Raw genomic sequence first — 18,247 nt, 5'->3', positions numbered from 1 at the left:
TAGGGCGCTGGCGCCTGGGAGTGCAAACACCGCACCCCAGGCGCCAGCGGCCCCTCAGTGCAACCGGATCACCGGATGCACCCGCCGCCGTAACCAGTGGCTCGCGGTATCGAGCGCCATCCGCGCAAAGCCGGTCAGCGTCATCACGTGCTTGCGGTAGATAAGCTTGTAGACCGCAGTCGCAAACCAGCCATCGACGAATACCGGCCGCGTGAGCAGACTGTTGCTCAGGCTGCCGATCGTGCCCTCACGGCCGAATCCCACCAGCGTCCCGGCATCGCGATAGGCGAACTCCGGCAGCGGCTTGCCTTCGACCCTCGACCTCAACGCGCGCGCCAGGAATTGTGCCTGCTGATGTGCGACCTGTGCCCGCGGTGCCAGGAACCCCTGCGTAACATGTGACGGACACGCGGCGCAATCGCCGAGCGCGAAGATGTGCGAATCGACCGTCGTCTGCAGCGTGCGCGTGACGAGCACCTGCGCGTTGCGATTGACTTCGACGCCGTCGAGCGAACGCAACACCGGCGGCCCCGAGATGCCGGCCGTCCAGATCGCGATGTCGCTTTCCAGTGCACGGCCGTCATGGGTGAGCACGGCGTCCGCGCGAACCTGGGTCACGCGCGTCACGCTCAGCACCTCGACGCCGAGCGCGCCCAGCATGCGCTCTGCACGAGCCGAAACGGCCTCCGACAACGCGGGCAGCACGCGCTCGCCGCTTTCGATCAGGCGGATGCGGAAATCACGCTCCGGGTCCAGCGCGAACTGGCTGTAGCGGTTCAGGAGGCGCACCGTGTCCCGCAATGCCGCCGCGAGTTCGACGCCCGTCGCTCCCGCACCGATGATGTTGACCGACACCGGCGCGACGTTCTGCGACGTACGGCGCGCATGGTTCGCGCGCAGGCAGGCGTCGAGCAACTTGCGCCGGAACGCCTCGGCATGCGCGACCGACTCGAGCGGCAACGCGTATTCGGCGGCGCCCGGCACGCCGAAGAAATTGGTCACGCTTCCCATCGACAGCACCAGCGTATCGTAGGCGAGACGCCGTGCCGGAAGGATGTCGCGGCCGTCGGCGTCGTGCATCGCGGCGATCATCGCGTGACGTTCGGCGCGGTCGATCCCGGCGAGCTCGCCCTGCTCGAATTCGAAGCCATGCCGCTCGGCCTGCACCGCGTACTGAAGATGATGCGTGGCGGGATCGATATGACCCGACGCCGCTTCATGCAGAAGCGGCTTCCAGAAATGCGTGGGCGAACGGTCGATCAGAACGATCTTCGCGAGCCCCGCCTTGCCGAGGGTCTCGCCGAGGCGCGTAGCGAGCGACAGACCGCCCACGCCACCACCCACGATGACGATCCGATGCGCGCCGCGTTGATTCGCGGTTGTTGCGTGCTGGTCGACGGCTCTCATGATCCTTGTCCTCCTGACAAATTGCTTTCGTAGGGTCGTGGCTCGCGCCACCGGGACTTGATGCGAAAAACATGCGGAACGTGTCGTTCGAAACGCGAAAGGGATTCGTTAACACGACCTGTTGGACCAAGTATAGAATCGGACGAAACCGCAGCACAATTTAATGTTTATGACGAATATATAGGTGAGGACTTATGGTTAAGACCGCGACGTTCCGCCAACTGAAGGCCCTTCACACGGTCGCGAGACTCGGCAGCGTGTCGCGTGCGGCGGAGGAATTGCGCCTCACGCAGCCCGCCGTATCGCTGCAGATTCGCCTGCTGGAAGAAGCGGCGGGTGCACCGCTCCTGCAGCGGGTAGGCCGGGGCGTGCAGTTGAGCGCAGCAGGGGAAATCCTCGCTCGCTATGCGCTCGAAATCCTCGATCTGTGGAACGGTGCGGCGGACGATCTCGCCGCTTTGCAGGGAGAAATGGGCGGCACGTTGCGCATCGGCGCCATTACGACAGCGGAGTATCTGATCCCGCCGTTTCTCGTGCGTTTCACCGAAGCGCGGCCGCAGGTGAAGGTGCAGTTCAAGGTCGGCAATCGGGCGGACATCATCCGCATGCTGGCCACGCATGAGATCGACCTGGCGGTGATGGGCAGCGCTCCGCGCGAGTTGCGTACAGTCGCAACCGCGTTCGCCAAGCATCCGATGGCCTTCGTCGCGTCGCCGGCGCATGCGCTGATGAAGCGTAAAAAGCTTTCGCTCGAAGACCTGCAAACCGCGAACCTGTTCGTGCGTGAACGCGGCTCCGGCACCCGCTCGACGATCGAGAACCTGTTCCGCCAGGAAGGTCTCAAGCTTCACATCGGTTCCGAACTGTCGAGCAACGAGGCGATCAAGCAACTCGTCGAAGCGGGGCTCGGCGTTTCATTCCTGTCGCTGCATGCGTGTTCGCTGGAGTTTCAGGCGGGACTGCTCGCGTTGCTGCCGTTGCCCGCCAACCCGATCGAGCGCGACTGGTACGTGATGCACGTTTCAGACAAGCGATTGCCGCATGTGGCAAGTCTCTTTCGCGACTTCCTGATCGAGCATGGCATGTCGGGCGCGGTACACGTGCGGCTTCCAACGCTTGCCGCCGCGAAGCGCAAGCGGCACGCGTAGCGGGGTGCCCCCGGACATAGGTTCACCCTATGGCCGGCACATGAAACTGGTATTTCCATCGTTTGGCGGCTTCCAATAGAGTTCACTTAAATATTTTGCTGGACTCGACCAGCGACGGAGACAGCAATGACCGAGACTTCAGCCTCGCCGATCGGGCGCACGGAAATCCTTGCCGACCTCGTTACGCCAAGTTCTGTCGCGGCGCTCGGCGCGACGCTCGACTACGAAACGCCCCCGGCTCAGGGCGCTTCGCTTCCGCCCTTGTGGCACTGGATCCTGTTCCGGCCGCTCGTGCGGCAATCCCGCATCGGCGCCGACGGCCACCCCGTGAAAGGCGGATTCCTGCCGGACCTGGGCTTGCCGCGTCGGATGTGGGCGGGCGGGAGGCTGCGATTCATTGCTCCGCTTACGGTCGGTGACGCGGTCACGCGCGAATCGCGCATCGTCGAAGTCAGCGAGAAGGCAGGCCGAAGCGGCAAGCTGGGCTTCGTCACGGTGAAGCACGAGGTGCGGACAGCGGGAACGCTTGCCATCGAGGAAGAGCAGGACATCGTTTATCGCGAACCCGCGTTGCCGGGCGCTGCCGCGCCTACGCCGACGAAGGCGCCCTCGGATGAACGGTGGCACCGGGAGATCGTGCCTGACGAAGTGCTCATGTTCCGCTACTCCGCGCTGACGTTCAACGGCCATCGCATTCACTACGACAAGCCCTATGCGACCCGGATCGAAGGCTATCCGAACCTGGTCGTTCACGGACCTTTGATCGCCACGTTGCTGATGGACCTCGTCCACAGAAACCAGCCGCAGGCGAGCGTGCTCGAATTCACCTTCAAGGCGATTCGCCCGAGTTTCGCCGGGAACGCGCTCGCTCTTTGCGGTCGTCCTTCGCCGGACGGCAAGACGATCGAACTCTGGGCGAAAGACCACGAAGGCTGGCTCACGATGTCCGCCCGCGCCACGCTCGCCTGATCACCCTATCGCCAGGACAAAACCAACATGCTCAACATCTCAGCAGATCCCTACCAGGACATTCGGGAAGCAGTGCGCGACCTTTGCAAGGAATTTCCCGCCGAGTATTTTCGCAAGGTCGACGACGAGCGCGGCTACCCCGAAGCGTTCGTCGAAGCGCTGACCAAGGCCGGCTGGCTCGCCGCGCTCATCCCGCAGGAATATGGCGGCTCGGGTCTCGGACTCACCGAGGCATCGGTGATCATGGAGGAAATCAACCGCTCCGGCGGCAATTCGGGCGCCTGTCACGGCCAGATGTACAACATGGGCACCTTGCTGCGCCATGGGTCGGCCGAGCAGAAGCAGCGCTATCTGCCCAAGATCGCTTCAGGCGAATTGCGCCTTCAGTCCATGGGCGTGACGGAACCGACCACCGGCACCGATACGACCAAGATCAAGACCACTGCCGAGCGCAGGGGTGACCGCTATGTCATCAACGGCCAGAAGGTGTGGATCTCGCGTATCCAGCACTCGGACCTGATGATCCTGCTCGCTCGCACGACGCCGCTGTCGGATGTGAAGAAGAAGAGCGAGGGCATGTCGATTTTCATCGTCGATCTTCGCGAAGCGGAGACCAAGGGCATGACCGTCAGGCCGATTCCCAACATGGTGAATCACGAGACGAACGAACTGTTCTTCGACAACCTCGAAATCCCCGCCGAGAATCTGATCGGCGAAGAAGGGAAGGGCTTCAAGTACATCCTCGACGGGCTCAATGCCGAGCGAACGCTGATCGCGGCGGAGTGTATCGGCGATGGCTACTGGTTCATCGACAAGGTCTCGCAATACGTGAAGGACCGCGTGGTGTTCGGGCGTCCGATCGGCCAGAACCAGGGCGTGCAGTTTCCGATTGCGCGAGCGCTCGTGAATGTCGAAGCGGCCAACCTCATGCGCTACAAGGCGTGTGAGTTGTTCGACGCGCATCAGCACTGTGGCGCGCAGGCGAACATGGCGAAGCTGCTGGCCGCCGACGCTTCGTGGGAAGCGGCGAACGCCTGCCTTCAGTTCCATGGCGGCTTCGGGTTTGCGTCGGAGTACGACGTCGAACGCAAGTTCCGCGAAACGCGCCTGTACCAGGTGGCGCCCATTTCGACGAACCTGATTCTCTCGTATGTTGCCGAGCACATTCTCGGCTTGCCCCGCTCGTTCTAACCGGAAAAGTCCCATCATGCGCCCGCTCGAAGGAATCAAGGTCGTTACATTCGAACACGCTATTGCAGCGCCGTTTTGCACCCGGCAACTCGCCGACCGCGGCGCACGCGTGATCAAGGTCGAGCGCCCAGGTACCGGCGACTTCGCACGCAACTACGACGAACGCGTTTCAGGTCTGGCTTCGCATTTCGTGTGGACGAACCGCTCGAAGGAAAGCATCACGCTCGATGTCAAGCAAGCTCAGGCGATCGATGTCGTGCACAAGCTGTTGGCCGATGCCGATGTGTTCGTGCAGAACCTCGCACCCGGCGCGACTCAGCGCCTCGGCCTCGACTATGAAGCATTGAGCAAGCAGTATCCGCGTCTGATCGTCTGCGACATCTCCGGTTATGGACTCGATGGTCCCTTTCGCGACAAGAAGGCCTACGACCTGCTGATCCAGAGCGAGTCGGGTTTCCTCAGCATTACCGGCTCTGAAGGCGAACCCGCGAAGGCCGGCTGCTCGATCGCGGACATCGCCGCAGGCATGTACGGCTACAGCAATATCCTCGCTGCGCTCATCGAGCGTGGACGCACCGGTCGCGGCAAGCATATCGATGTATCGATGCTGGAGAGCATGGTCGAGTGGATGAGCTTTCCGCTCTATTACGCAATCGATGGACAAGCCGCGCCCAGGCAGACCGGCGCATCGCACGCGACGATCTTTCCATACGGCCCATTCGTAGCAGGCGACGGCAAGACGGTCATGCTCGGCGTGCAGAACGAGCGCGAATGGAAGAAGTTCTGCGAATCGGTGATCGCCCAGCCGCAACTATGCGCTGACGACCGCTTCAACTCCAACAGCCGCCGGGTAGCGAACCGCGAAGTACTGGCCCGACTCGTCCTCGAGGCATTCGCGACTCTGAGCGCTGCACAGGTGATCGAGCGGCTCGATGAGGCGGGGATCGCCAACGCCCGGATGAACGATATGCAGGGTGTCTGGAACCACGAGCAACTATTGGCCCGCAAGCGCTGGACAAAGGTGCAGACGCCGGCGGGCGAGATCCCCGCGCTGTATCCGCCGGGCGTCACACCGGCCGAGGAGCCGAACATGGGAGCCGTGCCCGCGCTCGGCCAGCACACCGATTCCATCCTGCATGAACTCGGCCTGAGCGATGTTCAGATCAGGGAGATGCACGAGGCGGGCGCAGTCTGACGACGCTGGATTCGACCACCATTGTCGATCTCCTTCGGTCAGGTGCAGCAGGGCACTAGCGGGGAGCAGGCTCTAAGCCGGCGAACTTTCGTTTTCGCCGGGAATCGAGACGGGGCGTCTCAGCGTGACACCCTTCCAGGCGCCCTTGTCGACCTGCTCGGTGATGAGCCCCACGATCGTCTCACGGACGGCCACCGTTGCCGCGTGGACTGGCAAGCCATTGGGCCAGCAAATGCTTGCGGGACGTTCGATCGCCGGCTCGACGATGCGACGCATCCTGGGAAGACGGGACGCATCGATTTGCGCGACCGCCGAGCCGGGAAGAATCGTGCAAGCCCGTCCTGATTGCGCGATCGAAATCATGGTCGGCAATGAATCGATGTCGGCGATGATGTTCAGGTCGACGTTCTCGCGTGAAAACGTTCGTTCCAGGAGAAGCCGCAGGCCGTTCAAGACGCCCGGAGCGACGATCCTTACGCCGGCGAGCTTGGCGAGCGGGCAGGTAGTCGAACGGGGGGACAGGTCTCCGCCCGGATCGCCCAGCACGTACAAGGCTTCGTCAAAGACGGGCAATGCGGAGATGCCAGGCGTGTCCGTGCTGCGAAAGAGCATCGCGAGATCGAGGCGGCCGTTTGCCAATAGCTCGTTCAGATAGCCGCTCAGGCTCTCGAAGAACTGCAACCTGATTCCGGGGTACCGGTCTTGCAAGCGCTCGAACAGAGGGACTGCAAGGACCGATGCCATCGTGGTCGGCAGACCTACCGCTACGGTGCCCGACTCCGCACCGCCTCCCTTCGTCACTTCCTGCTTCAATTGTTCCATCTGCCGCAGGACGAGCCGCGCATGACGATACAGCGCGTCGCCTGCCGGGGTCGGCGTGACGCCGTGGTTGCTGCGCAGCAGTAGCGGCACCCCGAGGTCCTCCTCGAGGCGAGCCATCTGCTGACTCAGCGAAGGTTGAGCGACGAAAAGCTTCTCGGCTGCCTTGCCCAAGCTGCCGTAGTCGACGATGCTGACGAAATATCTGAGTTGTCGAACGTCCATGACGTGATTGACAGAGTTCGGGACTCACTCATTGTACTGGCCTATGGCATCGTACGAGAACGCAGGAGCGTTGGCCGATCAGGCCCGTGCCCAATCGACCACGCGCTGCGCCCGAAGCACGACAGGGCGGTCGACCATCTTGCCGTCGATCGAGATGGCCGCCCCGTTGGCCTGGTCCGACGCATCGAGCACCCGCTTTGCCCACGCGACTTCGGCTTCGGTCGGGGCATAGCATTCGTTGACGATCGGGACCTGCTTCGGGTGAATGCACAGCTTGCCGCCGAAACCGCGCCGCTTGCCATTTCTCGTCTCGGCGGCCAGGCGTTCCGGATCGTCGATGCCGGGTGTGACGCCATCGACAGGCGCAGCGATGCCCGCGACCCGCGAGATCATGACCAGCCGGGCACGAAACGGATCGAGTTCGACGCCATCCGATTCCATGCCCATGTCGGCGATGAAATCGAGCGTCCCGAACATGAGCTGGTGAACGAAAGGCGCCTTCGCGATCTCCATCGCGTTCCACATCCCCCGGGCGGTTTCGATTAATGGAAAGACAGGTATCTTCGCTTTCGTCAGCGAGACCAGTGCAGTCACATCGGATGCGCTCTCAGTCTTGGGCAGGACGATGCCGGCGATACCGCGAAGCCTGGCGAGTTGCGCATCTTCGGTGAACCAGGGCGAGTGATTCGCATTGATTCGCAACAGCACAGGCCGGTCCGGCGACAGCCATTGCGCGACCGCATGACGCGCATCGGCCTTCGCGCCGGGCTCGACTGCATCCTCCAGGTCGACGATGATCGCATCCGCGCCACTGCCGAGTGCCTTGTCGAAGCGAGCCGGCTGACTTCCCGGCACGAACAGGAAAGAGCGGTTTTGTTGAGCGCCGAGGTCGGGCATCTTCGTTCTCAAAGGGTGGGGTTGCTCTACCGGCACCACTATCTTCATCGTCTTCTCCATGTTCATCGCACAGCGTCCCTTGAGGACCTCATTGACCTTATTGACCTTATTGGAATCGGAGAACCGCTTGTACGCAAATATGAGTTATCTCTGCCGGCCATAGGTTTCTCCTAGGGCCAGGCGAGAATGGATATGACGCTCGAAGTGCGACGCGTAGTGTGTCAAAGTACCAAATCGCTGACCTCCGAGCACACCCATGACCCAGTTACCGATTGCCGACCGATGGTTCGAACTCAAGCGCATCAGCGACGACATTACCCTCCTGTGGGAACCCCACGTCGTGCCGCTGATGCGCTGCAATATCTGGCATGTGCGCGGCCGCGACCGGGACCTGATGATCGACACGGGTATGGGTATCGTCAGCCTGCACGATGCGGCAAGGCACTTGTTGCAGAAGGACGTCACCGCCGTGGCGACGCACACGCACGCGGATCACATCGGCGGACATCACGAGTTCGAACACACGCTGGTTCACGAGCTGGAAGCCGACACCCTGCGCTCGCCGCGCGAGCGAGGCACGCTCCTGGCGTCGGTGCTGGGCGACGCGGCGATTCTCCGGTATCGCGAAGCAGGTTATCCGTTCGACGGCGACCTGATTACGGCCCTTCCCAGCGCGGATTACGTGATGTCCGACTATCGCGTGCGGGCCGCGACGGTCACGGAAATCGTCAGGGAAGGGAACATCGTCGATCTCGGCGACCGGCACTTTGAAGTCCTGCATCTGCCCGGTCACTCACCGGGCAGCATCGGGCTGTGGGAAGCGGCGACCGGCACGCTGTTCTCGGGCGATGCGATCTACGATGGGCCGCTGCTCGACGAAATTGGCGGTGCCGATATTCCGACCTACGTCCGCACGATGAAGCGCTTGCGCGAATTGCCCGTGCAGGTGGTCCACGCCGGACACGACACGAGTTTCGGCCGAGAACGGCTGGTCGAGTTGGTCGATGCCTATCTGGCCAAGCGCGATTGAACGGACTCCGCCGCTGCAAGTCGCGGCGATTCAGGCTAACCTATCGCGGCTGCGGCTACTAGACAAGCCGACGACGCAACAGGTTATTCCCTCAGGAAAGCAATGACTCAACCGCTAACAATCGATTTCGTCTCCGATGTCGCGTGCCCATGGTGCGCGATCGGCCTATCGTCGCTCCAGCTTGCGCTATCGCGCCTGGGCGACGCGGTGGACGCTCGAATCGTCGTGCATCCTTTCGAGTTGAACCCGCAGATGGGGCCGGACGGCGAGGACATCGTCGAGTATCTCGGCAGAAAATACGGACGCACACCGGCGCAGATCGCCGAAACGCAAGCGATGATCCGCGAACGCGGCGAGAGCGTCGGCTTTCAGTTTGGCCCGCGTACGCGGGTCTATAACACCTTCGATGCGCACCGCCTCATGCATTGGGCCGGTATCAAGGGCAGGCAGGTGCCGCTCAAACGGGCGTTGCTGCAGGCCTATCATGCGGAGGGCAGGGACCCGAGCGACCATGAAGTGCTGGTCGAAGCGGCACAGAGTGCGGGACTCGACGCGGCGGAAGCAAGTGACGTATTGCGGCGCGGAGACTACGCCGATGACGTTCGTGCCGAAGAGCGAAAGTATCAGGAAATGGGGATCCAGTCGGTACCATCGATCATTTTCAACCAACGCTATCTGGTGACCGGCGGACAATCCGTGGAAGCGTTTGAGCAAGCCATACAACGGATTCTTGCCGAAGCTTAAGCGGGCCGCCCGCGTTGACACCGCACAGCGACCGCCGGTGACACACCGAACGGCCGCTGCCAGGTCTCACGCACCCGTTCCAGCTCATTCAGTGGCCGTGCCGCTCGCCGGCCGCGACCGGCACCTGCTTCGATTGCCGGCTCAGCATGAGCGTGACGACGGCAGACACGGCCAACGTCGCACCGACGACATACAAGCCCGCCGAGTAGCCACCCGTCACGTTCTTGAGCCAGCCGATCGCAAATGGACCGACAAAGCCGCCAAGATTGCCAACCGAATTGATCATGGCGATTCCGGCCGCCGCGCCCGCACCCGACAGAAACATGCTCGGCATCGCCCACAGGGGCGCTTTGGCAGCGCTGATCCCGATGTTCACGACGACAAGCGCCAGAATGATCATCAACGCGCTGCTGGCGCCGCCTGCAAAGACGAATCCGAGACAGGCCACCACACACGGGATGACCACATGCCACGTGCGTTCTTCCGTGCGGTCCGAGTGCCTGGCCCAGAGGATCATCGCGATCACGGCCAGGATGCTCGGCACGCCTGCCAGGAGCCCTGTCTCGAACGAACCGAACCCATACTGGCGAATGATCAACGGAGCCCAGAGGCCGAGCGTATAGAGTCCGGCTGACGTTCCGAAGTAAATCAGCGCGAGCGCCAGGACCCGTGGATCGCGCAGCGCGCTGAGCGCACCGGCGGTGTGTCCGGCATGCGACTGCTTGGCGTCCGCTTCCATTTTCAACTTCGCGATCAGCCAGTCCCGCTCGTCCGGCTGAAGCCACTTGGCTTTCGACGGCGTGTCCGTCATGTACTTCAACACGACGAAGCCGAGGATGATCGCGGGCACGGCTTCGATGATGTAGAGCATCTGCCAGTCGGCAAAGCCTGCGATCGGCGGGAGTTTCATGATCGCGCCGGAGAGCGGCGAGCCGATTGCGGTGGAAATCGGCGCGGCGGCCATGAACCAGGCCGCGGCGACTGCGCGCTGCCGGCCTGGAAACCACAAGCTGAGGTAAAGAATGATGCCGGGGAAGAAGCCCGCTTCGGCGACGCCCAGAATGAAGCGCAGCGCGTAGAAGCTGTTGGGTCCGACGACGAACGCAGAGGCCGCCGACACGATGCCCCACGACACCATCACTCGGGCGATCCACTTGCGTGCGCCGACCTTGTGAAGGATCAGGTTCGACGGCACCTCGAACAGGAAGTAGCCGATAAAGAACAGGCCGCCGCCGAGGCCAAAGGCAGTCGGGGAGAGGCCGATGGCCTTGTTCATCGAGATCGCGGCGAAACCCACATTGACGCGATCGAGAAAGCTGACGAAGTAAAGCAGCATCACGAACGGAATAATCCGCAGCATGAGCTTCCGGGAAACCCGGGCTTCGAGATCGGAAATCATTTTTGTCTCCTGGAGGGTGGGGGGCGCTGGCGCTTGGGGTTGGGTTGTTTACACCGCTTGATGCGCTCAGGCTTCTATGGAACTTGTTTTCTTATTGGTTTATTTGCACTGCCCCTGTCCGGGGCGGGACTCACTTTCTTTGCTGCTGCAAAGAAAGTAAGCAAAGAAAGCAGCTTTCCACCGCCAATGCTTGCCAGTCCCCGCTAGACCGCTCTTTCGGAGTGGTCCAACCGGGGGAGTGTCGTTAGCGGGGTTTCCCCGTTGTTGGCATGTAGAAGAGGCACGGGCGTCATACCAATACAGGGAGCGGAACAGCAGTCATACATCCGTCCTGGCACTTCGTGCCCGACGAAAGGATTGCGAATCAATGGTGCATTGGCGTTCGACATGCAAACGTAGCGAAGCAGCAGCGGGTTTCGGTTTTACCTGACGGGTGAGCGCGTAGCGCGAGGCCGGATGTATGACTGCTGGTCCACTTCGTGTAGCGGTGCGACGTGCGCGCCTCTTCTACATGCCAACAACGATGAAACTCCGCTAACGACACTCCCCCGGTTGGACCACTCCGAGGGAGCGGTCTGGAGGCGCATGGCAAGGATTGGCGGGGGAAAGCTGCTTTCTTTGCTTACTTTCTTTGCAGCAGCAAAGAAAGTGAGTCCCGCCCCGGACAGGGGCAGAGCAAATAGACCACTAAGAAAACAAGCTCCATAGAAGCCTGAGCGCATCAAACGGCGTAAACCTCGCCCAGCCCCAGCCCACCCCCGTGCCAAACCCGCTCTTACGCTGCCGCGGGGACCGCTACCTCACCGAGCAGGGCGCAAACAGCAGCAGTAACCTGCGCCGTGGTCGCCGAGCCACCAAGGTCACGCGTATGAAGACCCGTATCGGCGGTCACAGCTTCGACGGCGTGCATCACGCGCCTGGCCGCGTCGAATTCACCGAGGTGTTCCAGCAGCATCACCACCGACCAGAACGTGCCGACCGGATTGGCCAGGCCCTTGCCCATGATGTCGAACGCGGAGCCGTGAATCGGCTCGAACATCGACGGGTAGCGGCGCTCAGGATCGATATTGCCCGTCGGCGCGATGCCGAGACTGCCGGCAAGCGCGGCGGCGAGGTCGCTGAGAATGTCGGCGTGCAGGTTGGTGGCGACGATCGTGTCGAGCGTCTGGGGCCGATTGACCATGCGTGCGGTCGACGCGTCGACGAGTTCCTTGTCCCAGGTGACGTCCGGAAACTCCTTCGAGATCTCTAGCGCGATCTCGTCCCACATCACCATCGCGTGGCGCTGGGCGTTGCTCTTCGTAATGACGGTCAGCAGCTTGCGCGGACGCGATTGGGCGAGGCGGAACGCGAAACGCATGATCCGCTCGACGCCGGCGCGCGTCAGAATCGACACGTCCGTTGCCGCTTCGATCGGATGTCCCTGGTGGACCCGACCGCCTACGCCGGAGTATTCGCCTTCGGAGTTCTCGCGCACGATCACCCAGTTCAGGTCTTCCGGCTTGCAGCGCTTGAGCGGCGCGTCGATCCCCGGCAGGATGCGGGTCGGCCGGACGTTGGCGTATTGGTCGAAGCCCTGGCAAATCTTCAGGCGCAGGCCCCACAGCGTGATGTGATCGGGGATGTCGGGATCGCCTGCCGACCCGAACAGGATTGCGTCCTTGCCACGGATCGCATCGAGTCCGTCCTCGGGCATCATGACGCCGTGCTCGCGGTAATAGTCGCCGCCCCAGTCGAAGTTTTCGAACTCGAATCCGAACGACTGACCGGTTTTCGCGAGCGCTTCGAGCACTTGCTGGCCAGCAGGAACCACTTCCTTGCCGATGCCATCGCCGGGGATGGTTGCGATGCGATAGGTTTTCATGTCTCCGTCCTTCAGTTGTTGTGGGTGTGACTGAACTTTACCCACATCCATGGCCGAAAACCGGTGCTAGACTCAAAGCATCCTTAACTTCAATTCACAAGTGAGCGCGATGCGGGACACCGTCCAGCCGGCCGACTTGAGCTTTTTCTCGACGCTTGCGGCGTCTGGCAGCCTGAGCGCGGCAGCGCGCGAACTGGGGCTGACCGCGGCTGCGGTCAGCAAGCGCCTGACGCAGATGGAAAGCCGCGCCGGCGTGGCGCTCATCAACCGGACCACGCGCCGGATGATGCTGACGCCGGAGGGCGAACTGTATCTCGCCCACGCGCGCCGGATTCTCGACGAGATCGATGAACTGGCCGAGTTGCTCGGAACGGCGAAGAAGAGCCCGAAAGGATTGCTGCGCGTCAACGCGACGCTCGGGTTCGGGCGCAGCCACGTCGCGCCTGCGATCTCCCGGTTTGTCGCGCGATACCCTCAAGTAGCGGTTCAGCTTCAGTTGTCGGTCACGCCGCCGCCGCTCACCGACGATGCATTCGACGTCTGTATTCGATTCGGTGAGCCGCCCGATACCCGCGTGGTCGCAAGGCGTCTTGCAGCGAATCGGCGGTTGCTGTGCGCGGCGCCTTCTTATGTTGCGTCGCGCGGGATGCCATTGACCGCGCACGACCTGACGCGACACAACTGCATCGGCATTCGCCAGGGCGACGAAGCGTATGGCGTCTGGCGCCTGACATCGGGCAGAGGGGCGTCGCGCAAAACGGAAGCCGTGCGGATCAACGGCACGCTGACGACGAACGACGGCGAAATCGCGGTCAAGTGGGCGCTAGAGGGGCACGGCATCCTGATGCGCGCCGAATGGGACATCAAGCAGTACCTGGCCGATGGCTCCCTTGTCCGCGTGCTGGCCGATCACGACACGCCGAACGCGGATATCTTCGCCGTCTATTCTCAACGGCATCAGATGTCGAACCGGATTCGTGCTTTCGTTGACTTTATCGCGCTCGAACTCAAAGGCGAGGCGGGTGAGTCGACGTAGAAGTTTCCGTGTCTTCGCTCGGAGTCAATGTGATCGCGCACGACGCCGTGCTATGCCGTGTGCCTCGCCAGAGGCTCGCCGAACTGCAGGGCAGCAAGCTGCGCATAGAGCGGCGAGTCGAGAAGGAGATCGGCGTGACGGCCCTGCGCGACGATGCGGCCCTGCTCGAGCACGACAATGCGGTCGGCTTGTTGCACGGTAGCGAGGCGGTGCGCGATGACCAGCGTCGTGCGGTTCTTCGCGGCATTGTCCAGGGCCTTTTGTACCAGCCGTTCACTTGCCGCATCGAGCGCGCTGGTCGCTTCGTCGAGCAACAGGATCGGCGGATTCTTCAGAATCGCGCGGGCGATCGCGATGCGCTGGCGCTGTCCGCCAGACAGGCGCACGCCGCGCTCGCCTAGAAACGTGTCATAGCCTTGCGGAAGTTCTTCGATAAAGCCGGCTGCTGCGGCCATTTCGGCAGCGCGCTGCACTTGCCCGAGTGTGGCTTCGGGCGCGCCGTAGCGGATGTTGTCGAGCACGCTGCCTGAAAAGATCGCCGATTCCTGCAGCACGGCTCCGATTTCGTTGCGCAACTCGGCGAGCGGCACCTCTCGTGTCGGGACGCCGTTGATCAGAATGCTGCCGGTCTGCGGGTCGTAAAAGCGCAGCAGCAGTTGGAACAGCGTGGTCTTGCCGGCGCCGGACGGTCCAACCAACGCGACATGCTCGCCCGCGCGAACGTCGAGCGAGAGACCCGATAGCGCGGCGATGCCCGGACGGGACGGATACGAGAAGGTGACATTGTCGAAGCGTATGCCTTCGCCGCGCGCCGGCAGCACGACCGTGGTCTTGGCCTCGACCACCGGCGAGCGCGCCGTCAGCAGTTGCAGCAAGCGTTCGGTGGCGCCGGCAGCCCGCTGCAGGTCGCCCCACACCTCGGCGACCGCTCCCACGGCGCCCGCCGTGAACACCGCATAAAGGATGAACTGGGATAATTGGCCGGCCGTCATCCGCCCCGCCAGCACCGCCTGCGCCCCAAGCCACAGGACGAACACGATGGCTGAGAACACCAGTACGATCACCACGGCAGTCAACCAGGCGCGTGCCCGAATGCGGTTGAGCGCTGTTTCAAAGGCCAGTTCAACCGCGCCGGCAAAGCGTCGCGCCTCAAAGGGCTCCTGCACATACGACTGCACGGTCGGCATGGCATTGAGCACCTCGCTCGCCAGCGCGCTCGCGTTTGCCACCTTGTCCTGGCTCGCACGCGAGAGCCGCCGCACGCGACGTCCGAACATGACAATCGGCGCGACCACCACGACCAGCGTCGCGATGATGTAGCCCGACAGCACGGGGCTGGTCACCGCCAACATCGTCACGCCGCCGGTGAGCAGGAAGAAGTTGCGCAAGCCCATCGACAGGCTGGTGCCGACCACCGTCTGGATCAGCGTCGTATCGGTGGTGAGCCGCGACAGCACCTCTCCGGTCTGAGTGGTCTCGAAGAACTGCGGACTCATCTCCAGCACGTGGTCGTAGACGGCACGCCGCAAGTCGGCCGTGACCCGCTCGCCCAGCCACGATACGAGGTAGAAGCGCAGCGCCGTGGCGCCGGCCAGTACGAGCGAAACGACGAATAGCGCGAGGAAATAGCGATCGATGTGCGACCGGTCGCCCGCGGCGAAGCCCCGGTCAATCAGGTATTTGAACGTCACCGGAAGCGCGAGGGTGGCACCCGCCGACGTCACCAACGCCAGGAACGCGAGCGCCCAGCGAACGGCATAAGGGCGCACGAAGGGAAACAGGGCAAACAGGGGGCCGATACGCGGCGAAGACGGGACGTCGTCTGGCATGAAGATTCCCTGGCGGATCGAGTATTTCCTCGATTGTGCCAGTCTGGGGGATTCGAAGGCGGTGTCCACGTACAGGCCTGGCGCTCATCCACGCGTGCCTTCGGATCGATCGGTTGTCAGGGAAGCCAATACGCGATGATCGACGGCAAACCATACGGTTGCCCGACAATTGATAATCCGGCCGGGGGCGAATGAGCGAGGCAATCATCCGCAATGACCGCGGGCGGGTCTTTAAGCTTCCTGGCTCACCTGACCGGAAAGGCCCCGATCGGTTTCGAAAGGCGCAACCGCGGCGCCGGTTCGATCCATCAGCATCTCGATCAAAGCGGTGCCTCTTCGTCCGGTAGCGACATAGCGATTCCCATCCGCGAGTCCCGCTTCGCGTCCAGCGGAGAATTCGGCGCACGAGCCAATTTCGTTGACGATCTGGTCCAGGTAGTGTGCCTCGACGTGCGGCAAAACGAAACTCGCGGCGATCCGCGTTGCGGCGCGCGGCACGCCGGGTTCCGTGATTCGCCAGGCGGCACAGATCGTGAGGCTGAATCCGTGCATGTAACCGACAAGTTTGTCCGCGAAGTTCCTAGGGAGAACCCGATGGTCGAACTTCGAAAACCCCGTAATATCGGTCGTCAGCGTCGCCACGATTGCGGCCACTTTACGTGCAGTGAGCACTTCTTGTGATTCATCCGACGCCGCGTTGACCCGCACTAAACGCTCGAACATCTACTCCGATCTCCTATAGGCGACGAGTCCCCCACAGCGTGATTTAAATAAGAGTCCGAAGATGACCCTTAAATCGACCAGATATCGCGTGGGACCAAATCCTATTGTTACGCACATTTCCTCCGAAGGCAAAAATACTGTTGCGTCGTCGCACTTCGGCAAAATCTTCTTGGGGCGCGCTGAACACAAGTGCGCGCTCAGTGGCTCACGGTAGTGATGTAGTCATTCTTCCGCGATAGATGCGGTCGGACAGTGCGAATCCCCACGGTTTTCCAATGGAATTGCCACATAGCCAAACAACCTCGCATCGCTCGCTTTCCCGCTTAAAGGCTGCGGAACATGCTTTGCTGAATCCGCGAAGCACCTTCGTCGATATTTCGACGGATTCGTGCCGACCATGAAAAGCGGTGACATCATGGGCCACGAATTCATGGGCGAGGTCGTGGGGGTCGGCGCCGAGAACAAGGCACTGAAGGTTGGAGACCGCGTGGTGGTTCCTTTTACGATCTTCTGCGGCCACGGCGACCAATGCAAGCGAGGGAATTTCTCGGGTTCGAGCGCAGTACCCTAACGTCATTACGCACACCGTTCCACTCGAAGAGGGACCGGGAAGGTACAAGACATTCCGCGACAAGGAGGATGGTTGCATCAAGGTCATGCTGAAGCCTTGACCGAGAACGCTTGAGAAAGCCCGATTTTTCCTTCTGAAGCGTCAACGTCGCACGCGAAGAATGGTGGTCGAATCGAGGGCGCCCCAACGGGGCGCCCTCGTGGTTTTAGCGCTCGCTAAGCCACCGCCGCGCCGGCTCCGAGATCCGCACCAGTTGTCGGATCAACGCTCGTGTCCGAGGCGGTGCGCGACGCCATTGCCTGAAGAACCTTCACGTCTTCGGCCGATACCCCGACTGTTGCGAGCCCATCGCCACCATCGACGGCGGGTTGTGGATCATCAATGAAGGTCCACTCCGGGCCTTCATTCCAGGGCCCACGCGTGGCCTCCTCACGATCCTCTCCCTTGGACATGTTGTAATACACGCTTGTAAATTCCGGCACCCCTGGTAACTTGCCTTGCGGAAAGTTGGGCTGAATAGAGTGCAACGCCTTCTCGAACGACTTCTGGTGCGCAATCTCGCGGGTCATCAGGAAGCCGAGCGTTTCCTTGATTCCCGGGTCGTCGGTCACATTGATGAGCCGTTCATAGACGATCTTCGCCCGCGCTTCGGCCGCGATGTTCGAGCGCAGGTCGGCGGTCGGCTCGCCGATCGTGTCGATGTAGGCCGAGGTCCAGGGCACGCCTGCCGAGTTCGTGAGCGACGGACCGCCGCCATAGAGCAAGGCTGTCGTGTGCGAGTCGTTCCCGCCTGACGTGAGTGACCGATATAACTCGGCTTCCGATTCCACAGCCTCCGCCAACTGCCCCTTTGCGCCCTTGTTGAGCATCGCCACGATCGACCCGATGATCTCGAGGTGACTCAGCTCTTCCGTCGCGATGTCGAAAAGCAAATCCTTCCGGCCAGGATCGTCCTCGCCGACTGCCTGGGTGAAATATCGACACGCGGCCGCCAGTTCGCCTTGTGGTCCGCCGAACTGCTCCAACAGGAGGTTGGCGAGACCCGGATTGGGCGCGGCGACGCGCACGGTGTATTGGAGGCGCTTGTTATGCACGAACATGAATCTCTCCTCGAGACAAATGGTGGACGCGTCGAAGCCTGCGGCCGGGGAACACCGCGCGGCGTGGTTGCTTCGATGAATTCACCGATGACGCACCGGG

Annotated in this window: 15 protein-coding genes and 1 pseudogene; 8 read left to right on the top strand and 8 right to left on the bottom strand. The window is 62.1% G+C overall.

All coding sequences use genetic code 11. The features are described from left to right. Nucleotides 1-54: 54 nt before the first annotated feature. On the bottom strand, nucleotides 55-1,407 hold the full coding sequence (locus AWB68_RS16180) for an NAD(P)/FAD-dependent oxidoreductase (RefSeq protein ID WP_087645366.1): 1,353 nt from the start codon (nucleotides 1,405-1,407) through the stop codon (nucleotides 55-57). Nucleotides 1,408-1,601: 194 nt separating this feature from the next. Between AWB68_RS16180 and AWB68_RS16175 the strand changes: the two genes are divergently transcribed. The 4 genes from AWB68_RS16175 to AWB68_RS16160 all read left to right on the top strand — a co-directional run bounded on the left by AWB68_RS16175 (nucleotide 1,602) and on the right by AWB68_RS16160 (nucleotide 5,910). Next, nucleotides 1,602-2,555 carry a LysR family transcriptional regulator gene (locus AWB68_RS16175; protein WP_087645365.1) on the top strand — a complete coding sequence of 318 codons (954 nt, stop codon included), beginning with the start codon at nucleotides 1,602-1,604 and terminating at the stop codon, nucleotides 2,553-2,555. Between the two features lie 126 nt (nucleotides 2,556-2,681). After that, nucleotides 2,682-3,524 carry an HTD2 family dehydratase gene (locus AWB68_RS16170; RefSeq protein WP_087645364.1) on the top strand — a complete coding sequence of 281 codons (843 nt, stop codon included), beginning with the start codon at nucleotides 2,682-2,684 and terminating at the stop codon, nucleotides 3,522-3,524. Between the two features lie 27 nt (nucleotides 3,525-3,551). Beyond that, the gene (locus AWB68_RS16165; protein ID WP_087645363.1) at nucleotides 3,552-4,715 is read left to right on the top strand and encodes an acyl-CoA dehydrogenase family protein; all 1,164 of its coding nucleotides are present in this window, start codon (nucleotides 3,552-3,554) and stop codon (nucleotides 4,713-4,715) included. A 16-nt stretch (nucleotides 4,716-4,731) separates the two neighbouring features. Continuing rightward, nucleotides 4,732-5,910 (top strand): CaiB/BaiF CoA transferase family protein, encoded by a 1,179-nt coding sequence (locus tag AWB68_RS16160; protein ID WP_087645362.1) that lies wholly within the window; start codon nucleotides 4,732-4,734, stop codon nucleotides 5,908-5,910. A gap of 72 nt (nucleotides 5,911-5,982) precedes the next feature. Here the strand turns inward: AWB68_RS16160 and AWB68_RS16155 are convergent, their stop codons facing one another. Further along, nucleotides 5,983-6,954, bottom strand: a complete 972-nt coding sequence (locus AWB68_RS16155) for a LysR substrate-binding domain-containing protein (protein WP_087645361.1) — start codon at nucleotides 6,952-6,954, stop codon at nucleotides 5,983-5,985. A 78-nt stretch (nucleotides 6,955-7,032) separates the two neighbouring features. Beyond that, on the bottom strand, nucleotides 7,033-7,851 hold the full coding sequence (locus AWB68_RS16150) for an HpcH/HpaI aldolase/citrate lyase family protein (RefSeq protein ID WP_087645360.1): 819 nt from the start codon (nucleotides 7,849-7,851) through the stop codon (nucleotides 7,033-7,035). A 256-nt stretch (nucleotides 7,852-8,107) separates the two neighbouring features. Here AWB68_RS16150 and AWB68_RS16145 point away from each other — a divergent pair, with 256 nt between their 5' ends. Both AWB68_RS16145 and AWB68_RS16140 read left to right on the top strand, forming a co-directional pair. Further along, complete coding sequence (locus tag AWB68_RS16145) at nucleotides 8,108-8,881, top strand: MBL fold metallo-hydrolase (RefSeq protein WP_087645359.1); 774 nt, start codon at nucleotides 8,108-8,110, stop codon at nucleotides 8,879-8,881. Nucleotides 8,882-8,983: 102 nt separating this feature from the next. Beyond that, nucleotides 8,984-9,625, top strand: coding sequence for a DsbA family oxidoreductase (locus tag AWB68_RS16140; protein ID WP_087645358.1), 642 nt, complete (start codon nucleotides 8,984-8,986; stop codon nucleotides 9,623-9,625). An 88-nt stretch (nucleotides 9,626-9,713) separates the two neighbouring features. Here AWB68_RS16140 and AWB68_RS16135 read toward each other — a convergent pair whose 3' ends face one another. Then, entirely contained in the window at nucleotides 9,714-11,024 is a 1,311-nt protein-coding gene (locus tag AWB68_RS16135; RefSeq protein ID WP_087645357.1) for an MFS transporter, read from the bottom strand. A 775-nt stretch (nucleotides 11,025-11,799) separates the two neighbouring features. Beyond that, a complete protein-coding gene (locus AWB68_RS16130; protein ID WP_087645356.1) occupies nucleotides 11,800-12,888 on the bottom strand; it encodes a tartrate dehydrogenase in 1,089 nt (362 codons plus the stop codon). 109 nt (nucleotides 12,889-12,997) lie between these two features. Here AWB68_RS16130 and AWB68_RS16125 point away from each other — a divergent pair, with 109 nt between their 5' ends. Next, entirely contained in the window at nucleotides 12,998-13,924 is a 927-nt protein-coding gene (locus tag AWB68_RS16125) for a LysR family transcriptional regulator (protein ID WP_087645355.1), read from the top strand. Nucleotides 13,925-13,974: 50 nt separating this feature from the next. Here the strand turns inward: AWB68_RS16125 and AWB68_RS16120 are convergent, their stop codons facing one another. Continuing rightward, nucleotides 13,975-15,753 (bottom strand): ABC transporter transmembrane domain-containing protein, encoded by a 1,779-nt coding sequence (locus tag AWB68_RS16120; RefSeq protein WP_087645354.1) that lies wholly within the window; start codon nucleotides 15,751-15,753, stop codon nucleotides 13,975-13,977. Nucleotides 15,754-15,984: 231 nt separating this feature from the next. Next, complete coding sequence (locus AWB68_RS16115; protein ID WP_087645353.1) at nucleotides 15,985-16,476, bottom strand: hypothetical protein; 492 nt, start codon at nucleotides 16,474-16,476, stop codon at nucleotides 15,985-15,987. Between the two features lie 343 nt (nucleotides 16,477-16,819). Here AWB68_RS16115 and AWB68_RS50795 point away from each other — a divergent pair. Next, a pseudogene (locus AWB68_RS50795) lies at nucleotides 16,820-17,026 on the top strand (alcohol dehydrogenase catalytic domain-containing protein); the annotation flags it as partial. Nucleotides 17,027-17,262: 236 nt separating this feature from the next. Here AWB68_RS50795 and AWB68_RS16100 read toward each other — a convergent pair. Beyond that, the gene (locus AWB68_RS16100) at nucleotides 17,263-18,147 is read right to left on the bottom strand and encodes a manganese catalase family protein (protein WP_087645351.1); all 885 of its coding nucleotides are present in this window, start codon (nucleotides 18,145-18,147) and stop codon (nucleotides 17,263-17,265) included. Between the last annotated feature and the right edge of the window lie 100 nt (nucleotides 18,148-18,247).

It is taken from the genome of Caballeronia choica (assembly GCF_001544535.1).
GTDB lineage: Bacteria > Pseudomonadota > Gammaproteobacteria > Burkholderiales > Burkholderiaceae > Caballeronia > Caballeronia choica.
This window is presented reverse-complemented; position numbering and strand designations above follow the sequence as displayed.

Excerpts from the sequence above, each read along its gene's own strand:
- AWB68_RS16175 (WP_087645365.1), top strand. The coding sequence starts at position 1,602 with ATGGTTAAGACCGCGACGTTCCGCCAACTGAAGGCCCTTCACACGGTC.
- AWB68_RS16135 (WP_087645357.1), bottom strand. The coding sequence starts at position 11,024 with ATGATTTCCGATCTCGAAGCCCGGGTTTCCCGGAAGCTCATGCTGCGG.
- AWB68_RS16100 (WP_087645351.1), bottom strand. The coding sequence starts at position 18,147 with ATGTTCGTGCATAACAAGCGCCTCCAATACACCGTGCGCGTCGCCGCG.
- AWB68_RS16140 (WP_087645358.1), top strand. The coding sequence starts at position 8,984 with ATGACTCAACCGCTAACAATCGATTTCGTCTCCGATGTCGCGTGCCCA.
- AWB68_RS16155 (WP_087645361.1), bottom strand. The coding sequence starts at position 6,954 with ATGGACGTTCGACAACTCAGATATTTCGTCAGCATCGTCGACTACGGC.
- AWB68_RS16115 (WP_087645353.1), bottom strand. The coding sequence starts at position 16,476 with ATGTTCGAGCGTTTAGTGCGGGTCAACGCGGCGTCGGATGAATCACAA.
- AWB68_RS16165 (WP_087645363.1), top strand. The coding sequence starts at position 3,552 with ATGCTCAACATCTCAGCAGATCCCTACCAGGACATTCGGGAAGCAGTG.
- AWB68_RS16120 (WP_087645354.1), bottom strand. The coding sequence starts at position 15,753 with ATGCCAGACGACGTCCCGTCTTCGCCGCGTATCGGCCCCCTGTTTGCC.
- AWB68_RS16180 (WP_087645366.1), bottom strand. The coding sequence starts at position 1,407 with ATGAGAGCCGTCGACCAGCACGCAACAACCGCGAATCAACGCGGCGCG.
- AWB68_RS16125 (WP_087645355.1), top strand. The coding sequence starts at position 12,998 with ATGCGGGACACCGTCCAGCCGGCCGACTTGAGCTTTTTCTCGACGCTT.
- AWB68_RS16160 (WP_087645362.1), top strand. The coding sequence starts at position 4,732 with ATGCGCCCGCTCGAAGGAATCAAGGTCGTTACATTCGAACACGCTATT.
- AWB68_RS16145 (WP_087645359.1), top strand. The coding sequence starts at position 8,108 with ATGACCCAGTTACCGATTGCCGACCGATGGTTCGAACTCAAGCGCATC.
- AWB68_RS16170 (WP_087645364.1), top strand. The coding sequence starts at position 2,682 with ATGACCGAGACTTCAGCCTCGCCGATCGGGCGCACGGAAATCCTTGCC.
- AWB68_RS16150 (WP_087645360.1), bottom strand. The coding sequence starts at position 7,851 with ATGCCCGACCTCGGCGCTCAACAAAACCGCTCTTTCCTGTTCGTGCCG.
- AWB68_RS16130 (WP_087645356.1), bottom strand. The coding sequence starts at position 12,888 with ATGAAAACCTATCGCATCGCAACCATCCCCGGCGATGGCATCGGCAAG.